This is a genomic window from Glaciimonas sp. PCH181, assembly GCF_003056055.1.
In the GTDB taxonomy this organism is placed as follows: domain Bacteria; phylum Pseudomonadota; class Gammaproteobacteria; order Burkholderiales; family Burkholderiaceae_D; genus Glaciimonas.
Genome location: NZ_PYFP01000006.1, coordinates 234,228 through 252,680, shown reverse-complemented (window position 1 = coordinate 252,680; position 18,453 = coordinate 234,228). Strand labels below are relative to the sequence as shown.

At 49.8% G+C, this 18,453-nt stretch carries 21 protein-coding genes; 19 read left to right on the top strand and 2 right to left on the bottom strand.

The genetic code is table 11. The features are described from left to right. Positions 1-145: 145 nt before the first annotated feature. From C7W93_RS24265 to C7W93_RS24230, 8 genes are all read left to right on the top strand, one after another. Positions 146-1,432, top strand: coding sequence for a Glu/Leu/Phe/Val dehydrogenase (locus C7W93_RS24265; RefSeq protein WP_108442902.1), 1,287 nt, complete (start codon positions 146-148; stop codon positions 1,430-1,432). A 341-nt stretch (positions 1,433-1,773) separates the two neighbouring features. Further along, the gene (locus C7W93_RS24260) at positions 1,774-2,643 is read left to right on the top strand and encodes an amino acid ABC transporter substrate-binding protein (protein ID WP_370446530.1); all 870 of its coding nucleotides are present in this window, start codon (positions 1,774-1,776) and stop codon (positions 2,641-2,643) included. Between the two features lie 192 nt (positions 2,644-2,835). Continuing rightward, on the top strand, positions 2,836-3,783 hold the full coding sequence (locus tag C7W93_RS24255; protein WP_108442900.1) for a transporter substrate-binding domain-containing protein: 948 nt from the start codon (positions 2,836-2,838) through the stop codon (positions 3,781-3,783). Between the two features lie 150 nt (positions 3,784-3,933). Next, a complete protein-coding gene (locus C7W93_RS24250) occupies positions 3,934-4,686 on the top strand; it encodes an amino acid ABC transporter permease (protein ID WP_108442899.1) in 753 nt (250 codons plus the stop codon). 2 nt (positions 4,687-4,688) lie between these two features. Beyond that, complete coding sequence (locus tag C7W93_RS24245) at positions 4,689-5,384, top strand: amino acid ABC transporter permease (protein WP_108442898.1); 696 nt, start codon at positions 4,689-4,691, stop codon at positions 5,382-5,384. Positions 5,385-5,492: 108 nt separating this feature from the next. After that, the gene (locus tag C7W93_RS24240; RefSeq protein ID WP_108442897.1) at positions 5,493-6,218 is read left to right on the top strand and encodes an amino acid ABC transporter ATP-binding protein; all 726 of its coding nucleotides are present in this window, start codon (positions 5,493-5,495) and stop codon (positions 6,216-6,218) included. Between the two features lie 139 nt (positions 6,219-6,357). Next, positions 6,358-7,392 (top strand): dihydroorotase, encoded by a 1,035-nt coding sequence (pyrC, locus tag C7W93_RS24235; RefSeq protein WP_108442896.1) that lies wholly within the window; start codon positions 6,358-6,360, stop codon positions 7,390-7,392. 186 nt (positions 7,393-7,578) lie between these two features. After that, the gene (locus C7W93_RS24230; protein WP_108442895.1) at positions 7,579-8,199 is read left to right on the top strand and encodes an ANTAR domain-containing response regulator; all 621 of its coding nucleotides are present in this window, start codon (positions 7,579-7,581) and stop codon (positions 8,197-8,199) included. 58 nt (positions 8,200-8,257) lie between these two features. Here the strand turns inward: C7W93_RS24230 and C7W93_RS24225 are convergent, their stop codons facing one another. After that, on the bottom strand, positions 8,258-8,476 hold the full coding sequence (locus C7W93_RS24225) for a hypothetical protein (protein ID WP_108442894.1): 219 nt from the start codon (positions 8,474-8,476) through the stop codon (positions 8,258-8,260). A gap of 49 nt (positions 8,477-8,525) precedes the next feature. Between C7W93_RS24225 and C7W93_RS24220 the strand changes: the two genes are divergently transcribed. From C7W93_RS24220 to coq7, 5 genes are all read left to right on the top strand, one after another. Then, positions 8,526-9,800, top strand: a complete 1,275-nt coding sequence (locus tag C7W93_RS24220) for a CmpA/NrtA family ABC transporter substrate-binding protein (RefSeq protein WP_225870025.1) — start codon at positions 8,526-8,528, stop codon at positions 9,798-9,800. Positions 9,801-9,881: 81 nt separating this feature from the next. Beyond that, positions 9,882-10,826 carry a nitrate ABC transporter permease gene (gene ntrB / locus C7W93_RS24215; protein WP_108442893.1) on the top strand — a complete coding sequence of 315 codons (945 nt, stop codon included), beginning with the start codon at positions 9,882-9,884 and terminating at the stop codon, positions 10,824-10,826. Positions 10,827-10,863: 37 nt separating this feature from the next. Then, the gene (locus C7W93_RS24210; protein ID WP_201747353.1) at positions 10,864-11,673 is read left to right on the top strand and encodes an ABC transporter ATP-binding protein; all 810 of its coding nucleotides are present in this window, start codon (positions 10,864-10,866) and stop codon (positions 11,671-11,673) included. Between the two features lie 85 nt (positions 11,674-11,758). Next, positions 11,759-12,595, top strand: a complete 837-nt coding sequence (locus C7W93_RS24205) for a DUF3025 domain-containing protein (RefSeq protein WP_108442892.1) — start codon at positions 11,759-11,761, stop codon at positions 12,593-12,595. Positions 12,596-12,694: 99 nt separating this feature from the next. After that, positions 12,695-13,321, top strand: a complete 627-nt coding sequence (gene coq7, locus C7W93_RS24200; RefSeq protein ID WP_108442931.1) for a 2-polyprenyl-3-methyl-6-methoxy-1,4-benzoquinone monooxygenase — start codon at positions 12,695-12,697, stop codon at positions 13,319-13,321. Between the two features lie 70 nt (positions 13,322-13,391). Here the strand turns inward: coq7 and C7W93_RS24195 are convergent, their stop codons facing one another. Next, positions 13,392-13,838: an OsmC family protein gene (locus tag C7W93_RS24195; RefSeq protein WP_108442891.1), complete on the bottom strand. Its 447-nt coding sequence runs from the start codon at positions 13,836-13,838 to the stop codon at positions 13,392-13,394. Between the two features lie 655 nt (positions 13,839-14,493). Here C7W93_RS24195 and rplM point away from each other — a divergent pair. The 6 genes from rplM (at position 14,494) to erpA (ending at position 18,389) form a co-directional block, all read left to right on the top strand. Next, positions 14,494-14,922: a 50S ribosomal protein L13 gene (rplM, locus tag C7W93_RS24190; RefSeq protein ID WP_108442890.1), complete on the top strand. Its 429-nt coding sequence runs from the start codon at positions 14,494-14,496 to the stop codon at positions 14,920-14,922. A gap of 9 nt (positions 14,923-14,931) precedes the next feature. Further along, complete coding sequence (gene rpsI / locus C7W93_RS24185) at positions 14,932-15,324, top strand: 30S ribosomal protein S9 (protein WP_108442889.1); 393 nt, start codon at positions 14,932-14,934, stop codon at positions 15,322-15,324. Positions 15,325-15,585: 261 nt separating this feature from the next. After that, positions 15,586-16,623 (top strand): N-acetyl-gamma-glutamyl-phosphate reductase, encoded by a 1,038-nt coding sequence (gene argC / locus C7W93_RS24180; protein ID WP_108442930.1) that lies wholly within the window; start codon positions 15,586-15,588, stop codon positions 16,621-16,623. Between the two features lie 70 nt (positions 16,624-16,693). Continuing rightward, a complete protein-coding gene (locus C7W93_RS24175) occupies positions 16,694-17,404 on the top strand; it encodes a DUF6776 family protein (RefSeq protein WP_108442888.1) in 711 nt (236 codons plus the stop codon). 94 nt (positions 17,405-17,498) lie between these two features. Then, positions 17,499-17,954, top strand: coding sequence for a polymer-forming cytoskeletal protein (locus C7W93_RS24170; protein ID WP_108442887.1), 456 nt, complete (start codon positions 17,499-17,501; stop codon positions 17,952-17,954). Between the two features lie 75 nt (positions 17,955-18,029). After that, on the top strand, positions 18,030-18,389 hold the full coding sequence (gene erpA / locus C7W93_RS24165; protein WP_108442886.1) for an iron-sulfur cluster insertion protein ErpA: 360 nt from the start codon (positions 18,030-18,032) through the stop codon (positions 18,387-18,389). Positions 18,390-18,453: the final 64 nt, after the last annotated feature.

The following is an 18,453-nucleotide window of genomic DNA, read 5'->3' as shown; positions in this document are numbered from 1 at the left end:
CAAAAAATGCATAGTTGCATGCGAACAAAGCATTGGAATTGACGCACCCGGATGTTCTACGATTCTAGCCAGACCAATAAGGCAATTTATTACGCCTTACTTGCGTTAATGAGCTAATCATTGCAACCTTCGGAGCGCGTCACAAATGTCTATTCAGCATGAAGTCCCTTCTTATTTGTCGTCACATGGCATTGGTCCATGGGGCGACTATCTTGAGCAAATCGATCGTGTTACCCCTTATCTCGGCCCGTTAGCACGTTGGGTCGAAACCATGAAACGGCCTAAGCGTATTTTGATCGTGGATGTCCCGATTGAGCGCGATAACGGCACCATCGCCCACTTTGAAGGCTATCGCGTACAGCACAATACCTCGCGTGGTCCTGGCAAGGGCGGCGTTCGTTTCCATCAAGACGTGACACTGTCGGAAGTCATGGCTTTATCGGCCTGGATGACGGTGAAGAATGCCGCAGTCAACGTGCCATACGGCGGTGCTAAAGGTGGTATTCGGGTTGACCCAAAAACGTTATCCCAAGGTGAGTTGCAACGGATGACGCGCCGCTATACCAGTGAAATCGGCATCATCATCGGCCCGAATAAAGATATTCCTGCGCCTGACGTTAATACCAACGAGCAGATCATGGCGTGGATGATGGATACCTATTCCATGAATCAGGGCAGCACCGCTTCTGGCGTTGTCACCGGCAAGCCGATTTCTCTGGGCGGCAGTCTGGGACGGCGCGAAGCTACCGGACGCGGCGTGTTTGTCGTCGGCTGCGAAGCGGCTGTTAAACGCGGTCTGGATATCAAGGGCGCACGGGTAGCAGTGCAGGGTTTCGGTAACGTCGGCGGTATTGCAGCACGCCTGTTTTCTGAAGCTGGCGCCAAAGTTGTTGCGGTGCAGGACCACAAAAGCACCGTGATACGAGAAAGCGGTCTGGACGTTCCTGCGTTGCAAGAGCATGTCCTGCAAACTGGTAGCGTGGCCGGGTTCACTGGTGGTGAAGAGATCTCGGATCGTGCACTGTTTTGGGCAACCGATTGCGACATTTTGATCCCCGCCGCGTTAGAGCAGCAAATCAATGTCGATACCGCAAAGACTATCCGCGCCAAGATTATTCTGGAAGGCGCGAATGGTCCGACGACACCTGCAGCCGATGATATTTTGCACGATAAGGGTGTCTTAATTGTGCCTGATGTCATTGCCAATGCCGGTGGTGTGACTGTCAGTTATTTCGAATGGGTACAGGATTTTTCAAGCTTCTTCTGGACTGAAGACGAAATCAATTTACGCCTCACCCGCATTATGCGCGAGGCTTTCAGCTCCGTATGGCAACTGGCAGAAGAGAAAAAAGTATCGCTACGGACAGCGGCATTTATTATGGCGTGTACCCGTGTCCTGCAAGCCCGTGAAATGCGCGGTTTGTATCCTTGATCGCAGTGTTAATGGAGTTATAGACTTTCTCTTAGATCCACTTCTCGTGACGGGTTTTGTGCCGTTTGAGATGTTAAGGTGCGCCTAGCGCCGAAGTGAATAGTTTGCTATTCGCTTCGGTTGCTGAGAAGATCGGGAAACTAATCGGACACCGCTACTAATGGTTTATCACCTGGCTTGAATCTTGCGTGATAAACCTGGCAGCGGTGTTTATGCATCGTTTAAGGGAGAGTGCGGTTATGTGGCAGAACAAGGCTAACGCAGGCAAGAAGTCGGATAATTCATTGGCAGGTAAGGTCGTAAAGCGACATCGCAGATCAAAGTTTGTGAAAAATGTGGTGATGATGCTGGGGCTGGCGGTAAGTTTTTCAGAAGCCAGCGCACAAGCCGACGTATTGAGCAAAATAAGGGATTCGAAAACGATCACGATCGCTTACCGGGATGCCTCGTTACCTTTTTCCTTCCTTGACCAGAGTCAGCAGCCAGTTGGTTATGCCATTGATTTGTGCTTAAAAATTGCAGACGCAGTCAAGCAGCAATTGAAGTTGCCGCAGCTGACGATTGCGTATGTGCCCGTTACTTCTTCTACGCGCATATCAGCAATCGAGGACGGCAAAGCTGATCTTGAGTGTGGATCAACGACAAATACGGCAGCGCGGCGTAAGCATGTAGCCTTTACTATTGCGCATTTTATTGCTGGCGTGCGGATGATCGTGAATGTCGATTCCGGTATAAAAAACTGGCCGGATTTACGTAACAAAAAAGTGGTATCGACCAAGGGCACGACCAGTGTTCGAACGCTGACGGATCGTGGGCAGGTACGGTCACTGAATATCGTTGTGCTGGAAGGATCTGAACATGATGCTTCTTTTCGTATGGTCGAGGACAAAAAGGTCGACGCTTTTGTGATGGACGATGTTCTGCTATACGGTTTGCGCGCTGCATCAAAAAATCCCGCTGCGTATGATGTAGTTGGTGATCCGTTGAGTACCGAGCCGTATGCGATCATGTTGCCCAGGGATGATCCCGCCTTTAAAGCGATGGTTGATCGTGCGATGGCGCAGATCATTCAGGATGGGCAATTAAACAAGTTATACCAAAAATGGTTTTTAAATCCGATAGCGGCAAAAAACAATATAAATTTAAAAATGCCGATGGGGTATCTGTTTAGAGAATCGCTGCGCTTTCCGTCGGATCAGGTTGGCGATTAAAAGTAAAGGACAGCGCCGTCAATGTTGTAGCGCTGTGCCAAAGTTTTTGCCACGAATACAAAGTAATTACAGTGTTTAAAGTCGGCTAAATTATTTATTTTTAGACTAAGTTAACATTTGGATAGGTAAAGTTGTGCTGTTCCAGTGTTGATTTTGTTAAACTAAAAACTTATTTCTTTTGGGGGAGTCGTTATGAAGGTATCAAAGTTAATCGTCGCGCTAATCAGTGTTGGTGTTATTGCTTCCGCTGCGCAGGCTCAAGAGCTGACAGGTACGCTCAAAAAAATCAAAGATACAGGCACTATCACGCTAGGTGTACGTGATTCGTCGATCCCTTTTTCTTACCTTGATGATAAGCAATCGTATCAAGGTTATTCAATTGATTTGTGTATGAAGGCGGCAACAGCGATTCAGAAGCAACTTGGTATGTTGTCATTGAATGTCAAAATGGTACCGGTCACTTCTGCGACACGTATTCCTCTGATTTCAAACGGCACGATCGATTTGTCTTGCGATTCAGCGACTAACAATCTGGAACGTCAAAAAGTAGTTTCGTTTGCGCCAACGATGTATGTCACTGCAAATCGCTTGCTGGCTAAAAAATCGTCCAACATCACTAAATTGGAAGACTTGAAGGGCAAGACTATCGTCTCAACTTCAGGCACTTCTAATCTGAAGCAACTGACAGTCTTGAACGCTGAACGTAATCTGGGCATGAATATTCTTGCCGCTAAAGATCACGCTGAAGCTTTCCTGATGGTGGAAACCGGTCGTGCAGTCGCCTTCGGCATGGATGACATCTTGTTGGCATCGCTGGCAGCTAGCTCGAAGAAGCCTGATGATTACGTTATCACTAAAGAAGCGTTGTCAGTCGAGCCGTACGGCATCATTGAACGTAGCGGCGATTTGCCATTCAAACACGCTGTTGATACCGCTCTGAGCAATGTTTACAAATCAGGCGAAATCAATAAAATTTATGCAAAATGGTTCCAGGCGCCAATTCCACCAAAAGGTATCAACCTTAACGTGCCAATTAGCCCAGAACTGAAAGCCGCATTTGCTAAACCAACGGACTCCGGTGACCCAGCGGTTTACGCTGCCGTTCCTGAAGCCCAAAAACAATCTTCCAAGAAAAAATAAGACGAACATATCCTGATCAAAACGTGGGGGCGCAAGCCTCCCGTTTTGTTTCCGGAGTAAAGTTGCCGCGCTGCAAATTATTTTTTTGACACCGGCATTGTCACTAAAAATAGTGATGAATTGTGTAATAGAGGGAAGAGGGGACTTACTATGCATTACAACTGGAACTGGAACATCTTTTGGCAATTGTCGCCAGATGGTGTCAGCACCTATATGGACACCTTGCTGATAGGTCTGAAATGGACCCTCGCATTGTCTGCAATGTCTTGGATGATGGCGCTTGCGATCGGCACGGTAGTTGGCACAATCCGCACAATGCCAAACAAATGGGCGGTGCGCATAGCCAATGGCTATGTTGAATTGTTCCGTAACATTCCTCTGCTGGTGCAGATGTTCTTGTGGTATTACGTGATGCCTGAACTGGTGCCGACCGGGCTGGGTGACTGGCTCAAAAGTTTGCCAAACGCTTCATTCATTACCGCCTTTCTCGCGTTAGGCTTTTTCACCTCATCGCGTGTAGCAGTACAAGTTTCTGCCGGGATTAATGCTTTGCCACGTGGTCAAAAACTGGCGGGCACTGCGCTTGGCCTGACGTTGCCGCAAACTTACCGTTATGTATTGTTGCCGATGTCATTTCGCATTATTGTGCCCGCGCTGACCAATGAGTTTGCAGCGATCATCAAGAACAGTTCGGTCGCTTTGACGATAGGTCTGGTAGAGCTGACTGCGGCGACGTATTCGATGCGCGAATTTACGTTTCAGACGTTTGAATCGTTGACCGGCGCAACCGTCATCTACATCGTTATCTCCGGATTAGCGTTGCTGTTTGCGCGCTGGCTGGAAAAAAGAATCGCCATCCCGGGTTTTATTTCATCCGGTAGCGCTAATACAGGGGGTCATTAATCATGTTTTCAAATTTCGATTTTGACGTCATCCAACGCTCCTGGTTTTACCTGTTTACAACGGGAATGAAATTTACGCTGATGCTGACGGTGTCGGCGATGATCGGCGGTATTTTCTTCGGTACGATATTGGCGATGATGCGTTTGTCGCATAGCAAAGCGATTTCATTCATTGCTACCAGCTACGTTAATTTGATTCGCTCGGTGCCGCTGGTACTGGTGATTTTCTGGTTCTATTTTCTTGTGCCGTTTATCGGTGCCTGGATTACCGGTGCATCGCAACCGATACAGGTAGGTGCATTTTCGTCGGCACTGATTACTTTTATCCTGTTTGAAGCTGCGTATTATTGCGAAATCATGCGCTCGGGGATACAGTCGATTCCACGCGGTCAGGTCTCGGCCGGTTATGCGTTGGGAATGAACTACTGGCAAATGATGGGCAATGTGGTGTTGCCACAGGCATTCCGTAACATGATTCCGATCCTGTTCACGCAAACCATCGTCCTGTTTCAAGACGTCTCGCTGGTGTACGTATTGGGTTCAGTGCCCGAGTTTGTTACCGTCGCATCGAAGATTGCACAACGTGATGGCCGACTGGTAGAAATGTATTTGTTTGTCGCCGTGGTGTACTTCGTGATGAGTTTCGGCTTATCCTCGATGGTGAAAAAACTGCAAGAAAAAGTCGCGATTATTCGCTAACGTGGCGCTGATGTATCGATAATGTGCACCGCTTGCCGCTGTTTTCAGATCAGGCGCGGCAAGGCGGAACACTTGTAAAACAGCATTCAAGAATGAGGAGAATTACGCGTGATTAAACTTAATAACGTCAGTAAATGGTACGGTCAGTTTCAGGTCCTGACCGATTGTACAACCAGCGTAGCCAAGGGCGATGTCGTGGTGGTCTGCGGTCCTTCCGGTTCGGGTAAATCTACCCTGATCAAAACCGTGAATGGTCTGGAGCCGTTTCAAAAGGGCGATATCACTGTCGATGGTATTTCGGTCGGCGACCCAAAAACCAATCTGTCCAAATTGCGCGCACGCATAGGCATGGTGTTTCAGAACTTTGAGCTTTTTCCGCATTTGTCGATTCGCGAAAATCTGACGATCGGTCAGGTCAAGGTATTGGGACGCAGCGTCAGCGAAGCGACTGAAAAGGGGTTGAAATATCTGGATCGCGTGGGCTTGATAGCGCAAAAAGATAAATTCCCAGGTCAGTTGTCCGGTGGACAGCAACAACGCGTCGCGATTGCTCGCGCATTGTCGATGGACCCGATTGCGATGTTGTTCGATGAGCCAACATCGGCACTTGATCCAGAGATGATTAACGAAGTGCTGGATGTCATGGTTGGCCTGGCGCAAGAAGGTATGACCATGATGGTCGTAACCCATGAAATGGGTTTTGCCAAGAAAGTCGCCAATCGCGTGATCTTTATGGATCAGGGTTTGATCGTTGAAGATTGCAAAAAAGAAGAATTCTTCGGTGCACCGCGTTCGGACCGTGCCCGTGACTTCCTGGCAAAAATTATTCATTAATTAACTACTTGATGTAACGCTAAAGCCGCTCCTGGCATCAGAGGCGGCTTTTTTTTGCCTGCGGCGATCTGCCGGCCTGCGGTAAAATGTCGGCCTGTCTTAATCGACCTTCGACCTTGTATTGCATAAGAGAGCCAACATGACGAATACCCTGACCATCACCCGACCCGACGACTGGCATTTACATTTGCGTGATGGTGACGTCATGGCCAGCGTGTTGCCGGACAGTGCGCGCCAGTTTGGCCGTGCGATTGTTATGCCGAATTTGAAACCGCCTGTGACCACTGTTGCGCAAGCCGCTGCCTATCGCGAGCGCATTTTGGCGGCAGTGCCGGAAGGCCTTTCATTCGAGCCACTGATGACGCTGTATCTGACTAACAATACGCCGCCAGATGAAATCCGTCGTGCCAAAGACAGCGGCTTTGTGCATGCCGTAAAACTGTATCCGGCGGGGGCCACGACCAATTCGGATGCGGGCGTGTCTGATCTGGCTAAATGCTACAAAACCCTGGAAGTCATGCAAGAACTCGGCTTGCCATTTTTAGTGCATGGCGAAGTGACCGATCCGGCGATTGATATTTTTGATCGTGAAGCCGTTTTTATTGACCGGGTAATGCGGCCTTTGCGGCACGATATGCCAGAGTTGAAAGTGGTGTTTGAACATATCACCACCAAAGATGCGGCACAGTATGTCGCCGCGGGCGAGGGGCCAATCGCTGCAACTGTTACCGCGCATCATCTGTTGTACAACCGAAATGAAATTTTTAAGGGCGGGATTCGGCCGCATTATTACTGTTTGCCTATTTTGAAGCGTGAAGAGCATCGTTTGGCGTTGGTGCAGGCCGCGACGTCAGGCAGTGATCGCTTTTTCTTGGGCACCGATTCAGCTCCGCATCCCAAAGGATTGAAAGAGCATGCTTGCGGCTGTGCCGGTTGCTATACAGCGTTGCACGCTTTGGAACTGTATGCGCAAGCCTTTGATCAAGTCGAAGCGTTGGATCAATTGGAGGCATTTGCCAGTTTTAATGGTCCCGCTTTCTATAATCTGCCACGCAATCAGGGTACGGTGACGTTGCAGCGTAAGGAGTGGACTATTCCGGCCGAATTGCCGATGGGTAATACAACGATTGTCCCGCTAAATGGTGGTGAAGTAATACATTGGCAACTCCTCTGAACGCGTTCTGATGCTGCCTAAAAGCTGACTAAGAAATCGGCTTCAACAAAAAAATCGCACCAGCTGGTGCGATTTTTGCATGTAGAGAGATAATCTTTATGTTTTTGTAGTATCGTGCGCTGCCCTGTGACTGCACTTTTACATTGGTGTAGATTCATATAATCGCTGTTTATCTGGCCTTGTAGCATGCATAACCTGCGCATTGTAGTTGTCAATCCGGTCGCCTTCGATGGCGACAATGATCCTGCGTTTGCCGCGCAGGCTGCGCGTAGCAACGACTTGCGCATCGGATTGCTACAGGCGGGCTATAACATCATCGCCTCATTGCCAGCGGACCTTTACTTGCCAGATCGCATTGCCCAACTCCAGCCCGATATGATTATTATCGACGCGGAATCCGATGCCCGCGATGTGCTGGAACACGTTGTCATCGCCACCCGCGACGCGCGCAGAGCGATTGTGTTGTTCACCGAAGATGACAAAAAATCCAGCATGGAAGCAGCAATGGCTGCCGGTGTATCTGCCTATATCGTCGCAGGCTTGCAAACTGCTCGCATTAAGCCTGTGCTGGAAGTCGCCATGGCGCGATTCAATCAAGAGCAAAAGCTATTGAATGAATTGTCGGACACCAAGCTCAAATTAGCGGATCGAAAAATAATTGACCGCGCCAAAGGTTTGTTGATGGAGCGTCAACAACTGAGCGAGCAAGATGCGTACAAAAAATTGCGACGTCTGGCGATGGATAAAAACCTGAAATTATCCGAGGTCGCGCAGCGGATTATTGAAGCAAATGATTTGTTGGGATAGCGTTCTGCATCACATCGCCTGTTTCGTTTGTTCCTCAGCATCTCCAATCATTCTCCGACTACGCTTGCACCAACAAGGCTAGCAAACTTGGTGCATCGCACAAACGCAGTGCATATTTTTTATGCAATTTCTCTGTTTTATTCCCTATAGTTTCTTCTAGAGCGCTGGCACGCCACTTGCGTAGTGAAGGTATGCGCCAATGCTGGCGCAACTGGATGCGGCCAACGGCGGTCTGTCCAATTAAGACAAAGGTGTCTTCCCGAATGGCTTCGGTCATCGCGGGATGATGCCTTTTTTATTGTCAGAATTAAAGTGGAGCTTATGCTATGGACTCAAAAGACGCACTGTCAAACACCGCTCCAGTTGCTGTAGAAAATCTTAAGCGCCGTCAACTTATTCAAACGGCATCCATCGCCGCAGGAGCCAGTATGTTGGGATTAACTAGTGGTGGCGTTTGGGCTGCAGGCTCGGATAAGCCGGAGAAAACGGAAGTCAAGATTGGCTTTATTCCGCTGACAGATTGCGCATCGGTGGTCATGGCGTCGGTATTGGGTCTGGACAAAAAATACGGTATCAAAATTGTTCTGAGTAAAGAGGCTTCCTGGGCTGGCGTGCGGGATAAGTTGTCCAACGGCGAACTGGATGCAGCGCATGTATTGTCGGGCCTGATTTACGGCGTCCAGATGGGTATCGGCGGCCAGAAAAAGGACATGGCTATTTTGATGGGGCTCAACAACAACGGCCAGGCTATTACCTTATCGAAAAAGCTGGCGGACAAAGGCGCGATAGACGGCGCTTCACTGGCGAAATTGATGGCAACCGATAAGCGCGAATATACATTTGCACAGACTTTTCCGACCGGCACGCACGCGATGTGGCTGTATTACTGGATGGCGGCCAATGGCATTAATCCGATGAAGGATGCCAAGGTGATCACGGTGCCGCCACCGCAGATGGTGGCGAATATGCGCGTCGGCAACATGGATGGTTTTTGCGTCGGTGAGCCTTGGGGTCATCGGGCGATTGTCGATGGCGTCGGTATCACCGCAATTACCACGCAAGAGATCTGGAAAGATCATCCGGAAAAAGTATTGGGTACGACTGCCGAGTTTGTCAAAAACAATCCGAACACTTGCCGCGCCTTGGTCGCAGCGGTACTGGATGCCAGTAAATGGATCGACGCTTCGTTAGCGAATAAAAACAAAATGGCAGAAACCATTGCCGACAAATCCTATGTCAATACTAGCAAGGATGTGATCGATCAACGCATCATGGGGCGCTATCAGAATGGCCTTGGCAAGACTTGGGACGATCCGAATTACATGAAGTTTTACAACGACGGTCGAGTGAATTTTCCGTACCTGTCGGACGGCATGTGGTTCATGACGCAGCATCGTCGCTGGGGCTTGTTGAAGAGCGATCCCGACTATCTGGCGGTGGCTAAATCGGTCAGTCAGATCAACCTCTATAAAGAAGCTGCTACGTTGACAAACACGCCTGTACCGAAAGACCCGATGCGATCTTCCAAGTTGATGGATGGCGTGGTCTGGGACGGTAAAGATCCGAAAGCCTACGCCGCTTCGTTCAAGATCAGGGCTTGAGTGCGTACTGTAAATCAACCTTCACTTTGATGCGAAAGTGACCGGCGCAGGTCTGGTACATCGATTAATTCGGGAGTCCGTATGAATGCAATTGTAAAGTCCGTTATGGGTGCCAGTGGTACTGATCTCGATGTCTCGACAGGCGACGGTAGCGCGGCGGGAACGCGCGTTAACGTTGACGTGATGGAAGAAAAAGTAGCGCCAGTTATCGCCAAGGCGGTAAAAAAGACGGCGTGGCGTCGCAGCACGATGAGTCCGAAAGTTATGGCCGTCGTCGCGCCATTACTGGGGCTGGCTTTTCTGGTACTGGTCTGGCAAGTGATTGCACTGAACAATAGTCAGTTTCCGAAGCCGTTGGTGACGTTGAAAGAGGCGATTAAACTATTTTCCGATCCGTTTTATCGGACTGGTCCGAACGACCAAGGAATCGGCTGGAATATTTTGGCCTCGCTACAACGCGTGGCAATCGGTTTCGGTCTGGCGGCCATCGTCGGGATTCCATTGGGTTTCATGATTGGCCGCTTTCAATTTTTATCCAGCATGTTCGGACCGATTATCAGCTTGTTGAAACCGGTCTCGCCACTGGCCTGGTTGCCGATTGGTTTGCTGGTATTCAAATCGGCTAATCCAGCGGCGATCTGGTCCATTTTTATTTGTTCGATCTGGCCGATGGTGATTAACACTGCGGTCGGTGTGCAACGTGTACCGCAGGATTATATGAACGTGGCGCGGGTGTTGAATTTGTCGGAGTGGAAGATCGTTACCAAGATACTTTTCCCTTCGGTTTTGCCTTATATGTTGACTGGCGTCAGGTTGGCAATCGGCACGGCATGGCTGGTAATTGTTGCCGCAGAAATGTTGACGGGCGGCGTCGGTATCGGCTTCTGGGTGTGGGACGAATGGAATAATCTGAACGTTCCGCACATCATCATTGCCATTGTGGTGATCGGCGTGGTGGGCTTGTTGCTTGAGCAGCTTTTGGTGGCGTTGGCGAAGGCGTTCACTTACGAGCAAGTGAATAATTGATTCGGCACCTAGCAATTATATCCAGAGGAAAAATATCATGCTGCGCGACGAAAAATTTATCGATATCCATCAGGCTGAAATGCTGTTTCATACGCGCAAAGGAGATTTCCATGCGCTGCGTGAAATTAATCTGACGGTACGCAAAGGCGAGTTTGTAACGCTGATCGGTCACTCCGGCTGCGGAAAATCGACTTTACTGAATCTGATTGCGGGTTTGTTGCAACCGAGTGCCGGTGTATTGCTGTGTGCAAATCGCGAAATTGCGGGGCCTTCGCCAGAGCGCGCTGTCGTGTTTCAAAATCATTCTTTGCTGCCTTGGTTGAGCTGCTACGAAAATGTTTTTTTAGGCGTTGAGCGGGTGTTTTCAGCGACCGAAAATAAAGCGGCATTGAAAGAGCGCACCAATGCTGCATTGGCGTTGGTCGGCTTGATGGCATCGGCGCAGAAGCGCCCGAATGAAATATCTGGCGGGATGAAGCAGCGCGTCGGCATTGCCCGGGCGCTGGCGATGGAGCCTAAAGTGCTGCTGATGGATGAGCCATTCGGGGCGTTGGATGCATTGACGCGTGCCCACTTGCAGGACGAGTTATTAAAAATTGTTGCGAAGACGGAATCGACCGTCGTGATGGTGACGCATGACGTTGATGAAGCAGTTTTGCTATCGGACCGCATCGTGATGATGACCAATGGGCCAGCCGCGACCATCGGCGAAATCGTGGAAGTGCGCTTGTCGCGACCACGTGAAAGAGTCGCATTGGCGCAGGATGCGTTGTATGCGGAATATCGCACTACGGTGTTGGAATTTTTGTATCGCAAGCAATCACATCCATCGCAGCAAGCTGCGTAGTTCGTTCCGGCAAAAGGCAGCGGGGCGCTGCTGAATCTGGAAACATGTGGAGGACGCGGGGAGGGCGCTGTAAAATGTGCGCAAAATGAGCTCTCCTCCCTCCTCCCCAACTGCGCACTTCCTTGATGCTATCGACTGGCAACAGCCTTGGCTATCGCCTCTGCGCGGCTACGGTGCGCAATTGGCTGCGACCGAAGATTGGCTTCTGGCGCTCAACAACGCCGCCATCGCAGGTGATATTCGCAATCATCGTGGCTTGCTAATTGGTTTTGTGCCGCAGACGGCATTGCCTGCCGATACTGCCTACGAAGCGTTCATTAGCGAAACCGGCAAGGTGCCGACGCGGACAAATCTCCATGATTTTTTAAATGCGCTGATATGGCTCTCATTTCCCGCCAGCAAAGCGCGCCTGAATGCATTGCAAGCGGCGGAGCTATCCAAGGCCGGGACGTTATCGGGTAGCGGTAAGCCACGCGGTGCAGCACGTGATGCGGCGACGATTTTTGATGAAAATGCAGCGTTGCTGGTCGTTCGCGATGGCCTTGCAGGCACCGCGTTGATTGCGGCGCTAAGGCAGCATCAATGGTGCGAAGCATTTATTGAGCAGCGTGCGGCGTTTGGCGTCAATGCCGAGATATGGCTATTCGGCCACGCGCTGGTAGAAAAGCTGGTGCGTCCTTACAAAGCGATTACCGCGCACACGTTAATACTGATCGCTCCTGATGATTTTTTTGTGCAGGATATGGATTCGCGCAGGCGTTGGATTGATCGCTATCTGGCAGGACATTTGACGCAGCAAGGCATGACTATTGGGCAATTAACGCCGTTGCCCGTATTGGGCGTGCCGGGTTGGTGCGGCAATCAGGGTCAGGATTTTTATGCCGATGCCGCAGTGTTTCGCCCAAAGCGAGTAATTGGTTAAATGGCGCGGTTGGTTTACTGTACTTGACCTGCTTAGTTCGGTGAACTTGTTGCACCCCTGATAAAATTCCCTCATCGCATATTTCTATTGGTCAAACAGATGCCATTTTTAGACAAGGTTATTGGAGATTTCGATCGTGCGCTGCGCGTGATTGGCGGGATTGCATCGGCATCGCGGCCGAATCCTGCATTGCAAGTCGCGCAGACCGTGTTGGACGCAGATCAGCAGCGGCACAGCGCGGGTTTGATGCGGGTAAATCATGTCGGGGAAGTCTGCGCGCAGGCGCTGTATGACGCGCAAGGGCGGTTTGCGCAGGGGGAACCGATCAAGCAACAATTTGCCGAGGCGGGCCGCGAAGAAGAAGATCATCTGGCCTGGACTGCAGAACGTCTGCGCGAGTTAGGGTCGCGTGTCAGCTTGCTTAATCCGTTGTGGTATGTCGGCGCGTATGCGCTGGGCACTGTCGCGGCGCGACTAGGAGATACGCGCAGTCTTGGTTTTGTTGCAGAAACCGAGCGGCAAGTCGAAGAACATCTGACCAGCCATCTGACCGAATTGCCCGAACAAGACACTAAGTCCCGGGCGATTGTGATGCAAATGCGTGAAGATGAAATTGCGCATGGCGCCGCGGCGAAAGCTTTGGGAGGAACTGACCTGCCACTACCGGCGCAAAAGGCAATGCGGACAATGTCGAAAGTAATGACTAGCGTTGCATATTACATCTGACGTCCGACCTCCGACCTCCGACCTTTAACATCTAGCCCTATATGGCTTAGGGCTAGATTGTGATCGTAAATTAGCTGGTCGGTGGCAATTCCGCCAGATCGTCGACGATTTCATAGCTATGCGTTATTTCGGCAGTTTTTTCCAGCATGATTGATGCAGAGCAATATTTCTCATGGGACAACTTAATCGCGCGTTCCACAACGTTCGGCTTCAGGTTGCGACCACGGACGATGAAGTGGAAATTGATTTTGGTAAATACCTTAGGATCTTTTTCTGCTCGTTCTGAAGTCAGTTTTACTTCGCAAGCGCGGATGTCTTGCCCGCTTTTTCTCAGAATTAACACTACGTCATAAGCAGTACAGCCGCCTGTCCCGGCCAACACCAGCTCCATAGGGCGTGGCGCAAGATCGCGGCCGCCGCCATCGGGAGCGCCGTCCATCGTTACTACGTGGCCTGAGCCGGTTTCGGCCAAAAACGTCATGCCGGACAAACCTGTCCAGCGCACTGTGCATTCCATATGTTTCTCACTGACTGATTGATAGATCGGAATAGTTTAACTGCTCTTCAAGTTTGTCGTTGGTGGATAGCTTGCTTTATTGCCCTTCGATTGATGTGCGTCCTTAAATATTGCGCTGCATCATTTTTTGGTGTCAAAAGGCATATCGATATTATAAAAATGTCCGTTGTGCACAGCTAACGAAATTCTTCATAGGAGAATCAGGAAAAAAGGTGGTGAAATCGAATGTTCGTATTTTTTCTTGCGCTGCACAATTTCGTCTGCTAAGATGATTTTACTGAGTGCCGCAATGCTTGCTGGCAATCAGCCATGTCTCCTCCGCTCTCCTCGTAGTGCGGATTCCACCCGGAACCACGATGTTTCGGGTTTTTTTTGCCTTTTCAAAAGATTGTGACTTTTGGTTGGCGAAAAATCCTCTGATAGCCTCCGGATTTACAACAGTTTTCCTGCCGGATGCACGAGAATTCTGTTATCGCATCAATGAATTTGACGCCAAGTCCTTGAAAACGTTATAATTTACGGCTTTTCCGTTTGCTCAGGAAAAGATTACAAGGCAGAGTCTGGCGTCAAAGCAGGACAATAACATCGGAATAGCGGTGTTTTTGATAGCGCCGGAACCACCATTTGAGCGAATTAAACTAGTAAGGAAGTCAACATGAAAACTTTTTCCGCTAAAGGACATGAAGTCCAGCGTAATTGGTACGTGGTTGACGCGACGGACAAAGTCCTCGGACGTGTTGCCAGCGAAGTGGCACTCCGATTGCGCGGCAAACACAAACCAGAATTTACTCCGCACGTCGACACTGGCGATTTCATCGTCGTTATCAACGCTGGCAAATTGCGTGTTACTGGCGCAAAAGCAACCGACAAGACATATTTCCGTCACTCCGGTTATCCAGGCGGTATCTACGAAACCAATTTCCAGAAAATGCAACAGCGTTTTCCAGGTCGTGCGTTAGAAAAAGCAGTCAAGGGCATGTTGCCTAAAGGCCCGCTAGGCTACGCTATGATCAAGAAGCTGAAAGTGTACGCAGATGGTTCCCATCCGCATGCAGCGCAGCAACCATTAGTACTTGAACTCTAAGGAATTGACATGATCGGTAACTACAATTACGGAACCGGCCGTCGCAAGAGTGCAGTGGCGCGCGTCTTCATCAAGTCAGGCTCAGGTCAAATCATCGTCAACGGCAAGCCAGCGAATGAGTATTTTTCGCGCGAAACCGGTCTGATGGTTATTCGTCAACCACTAGTATTGACTAACAATGTTGAAACTTTCGACATCAAAGTCAACGTTAGCGGCGGCGGCGAGTCCGGCCAAGCTGGTGCAGTTCGTCACGGCATTACACGTGCTCTGATCGACTACGATGCAACTTTGAAGCCAGAACTGTCAAAAGCTGGTTTTGTTACACGTGATGCACGTGAAGTTGAGCGTAAAAAAGTCGGTCTGCGCAAAGCGCGTCGGGCAAAGCAATTCTCGAAGCGTTAATATTTGCTTCGAAAGCAAGAAAAACCGCCAGGTTCGCACCCGGCGGTTTTTTTTTCGCCAATTTTTTATATCGATCAAAACATAAGATTTTTACGCGGATTTTTGATGGGGACGAAGTAGTTGCCTTCAGGCTGCTAAAATACGCCGCTATACCAACACAAACATGCGTTGGTATATTTTTTGGACCGGGCAAAGGCCCGGCTATCGCAGATCAGACTGGCGACTCAGGCGCCAATAGTGTTTTCAGGTAAGGACGAAAAAATGATTAAGGTTGGAATCGTTGGTGGTACCGGATATACCGGCGTCGAGTTATTGCGTTTGCTGGCAACGCATCCGCAAGTGCAATTGATGGCTGTCACCTCACGAAAAGAGGACGGGACCCCGATTGCCGATATGTACCCGTCATTGCGCGGACGTGTCGCATTAGCCTTTTCCAGTCCTGAAAACGCGCATTTGGAAGAGTGCGACGTAGTTTTCTTTGCAACGCCGCATGGTGTCGCCATGGCGCAGGCACCGGCGTTGCTGGCAGCAGGGGTCAAAGTGATCGATCTGGCGGCAGATTTCCGCTTGCAAGATACTGCGGTATTTGAAAAATGGTACAAACAGCCGCACAGCTGTCCTGAATTACTCAAAGAAGCTGCGTACGGTTTGCCAGAGTTAAATCGTGCAGCGATTAAAGAAGCGCGTCTGGTCGGCAATCCCGGCTGCTATCCGACGACGATGCAATTGGGCTTGGCACCGCTGCTAAAAGCTGGCGTCATTGATGCATCGAATCTGATCGCCGATTGTAAATCAGGCGTGTCTGGCGCGGGACGTAAAGCCGAAGTGGCGATGCTGTTCTCCGAAGCGAGTGATAATTTCAAGGCCTACGGCGTGTCAGGGCATCGGCATTTGCCAGAAACTCTGGAGCAACTGACCAAGTTGACTGAGGAAAAGGTTGGTCTGCTGTTTACGCCGCATTTGGTGCCAATGATACGTGGGATGCATTCCACGCTGTATGCGCGTCTGAACCAGAAATTGGACAACGTTGCGCTGCAAGCTTTGTTTGAGGATGCGTATAAGGACGAACCGTTCATTGACGTAATGCCGTTTGGCGCGCATCCGGAAACCCGCTCAACACGCAGTTCGAACATGCTACGGATTGCTTTGCATCGCCCGAACGATGGCGATACGGTCGTCGTGCTGGTGGTTCAGGATAATCTGGTCAAAGGTGCATCGGGGCAAGCGGTGCAATGTATGAATCTGATGTTTGGTCTGGATGAAACAACGGGTTTGATGCACGTACCCGTTTTGCCATAATGTCATTGGTTCATTGCTGCCGAGCGTCGCTAGTCGTGGTCCGATGAAGTACACGTTATGGCGTCGACAGATGTCTATTTCTGCCCCGAGAATGACGATCAAAAGTCATTCTCCGTGGCCGTTAAAAGCGGCATTTGGGGTTGCGCTGATTGGTTTGAGTTCTGCGATAGCCTTCTGGGCATATGACGCTGGTCGAAGTTTTACTGGTGGCAGAGTGCAGGCTACCGCACAGGATGTAACCGACCTGAATGCCAAAGTCACCGTATTGAGTCTGGAACGGGATCGATTTTTAAGTTTCGCCAATGCGGCCGAGAGTCAGCAAAATATTGCGCAAGCGACTCAGGCGCAGTTGAACAAGCAAATTACAGCGCTGGAACTGGATAACGCCAAACTCAAAGAGGATCTGGCATTTTTTGAGGGTTTGCTGCCAACAGCTATCGGCAACGAGGGTGTTGCGATTCAACGTTTGAATCTTGCGTTGGTCGCGCCGACACAATTGCGTTATCGCTCTCTGATCATGCGCGGCGGTAACAATGGCCGCGATTTTGTGGGTGACTTTCAGGTGCTGGTGAATGCGGTTGTACGCGGTAAAAATGTTGTATTGACCTATCCCGAACAGAATGCAAATCCCACTGATAAGGCTGGTTTTCGACTTGATTTCAAGTATTACCAGCGCATTGATGGGATGGTAACTTTACCGGAAGGGACGACGATTAAAACGTTGCAGGTCAAAGTGCTGGAAAAAGGCCAGGTTCGGGCGCAACAATCGACGCATCTTTAGTGCTTTATAATTGCCGTCCATCATTGAGGATATCGATTGAAGCTTGCCCGTAGTAACGGACCACGATAACCCGGCATCACAGGACAGGATTACTATGTTTAACCGTAAAGCAAAACACACCATCGACAGTTTGATCGGTTCGTCGACAAGTATTCATGGCGATGTGCATTTCAAAGGCGGTCTGCGTATTGACGGCCATATTAAAGGCAACGTCATCGCGGACGAGGGATCAATCACGATGCTGGTGATTTCCGAGAACGCCAAGGTAGAGGGTGAAATCCGCGTAGCGCATTTAGTGATCAACGGTGAGGTCGTGGGGAATGTTTTTTCATCTGAACTGCTTGAATTACAACCGAAAGCCCGCATAACCGGTGATGTAAATTACAAAATTCTGGAAATGCATAGTGGTGCTCTGGTAAGCGGTAAGTTGACGCATGATCAGGTGGTAACGCCGGAAGCAACATTACGGTTGCTGGAAACGCGGCAGATCCCACAGATTACACAGAGCTCTACCGTTGCAGAGTTGTCAAAAGTATCAGAGTCCGCTTAAGAGTTGCGTCTCGTCTGCGTAATCGCAGCTAAACGCCTATAATGCAAGTATTGTATGTTCCCGCAGGAGCCAAAAATGAATGCTGTCGCTGAAATCCAAGACGTTGTATCCCCGATTCTTTTCTCTGATAGTGCAGCCTCGAAAGTGGCGCAGCTGATTGAAGAAGAAGGCAATCCAGATCTGAAACTGCGCGTATTTGTGCAGGGCGGTGGCTGCTCTGGCTTCCAGTACGGTTTCACATTTGATGAAATCGTCAATGAAGACGACACGACCATGACCAAGAATGGCGTGCAGTTGCTGATCGACTCAATGAGTTATCAATATCTGGTCGGCGCAGAAATCGATTACAAGGATGATTTGGAAGGCGCGCAATTCGTCATCAAGAATCCTAATGCAACGACGACATGCGGCTGCGGATCTTCGTTCTCTGCGTAATTTCTGCTAAGTAAGGCATTAGCAGAACGCAGGTTGCGGCAACTGAAATAGTTAAGAAAAAAGC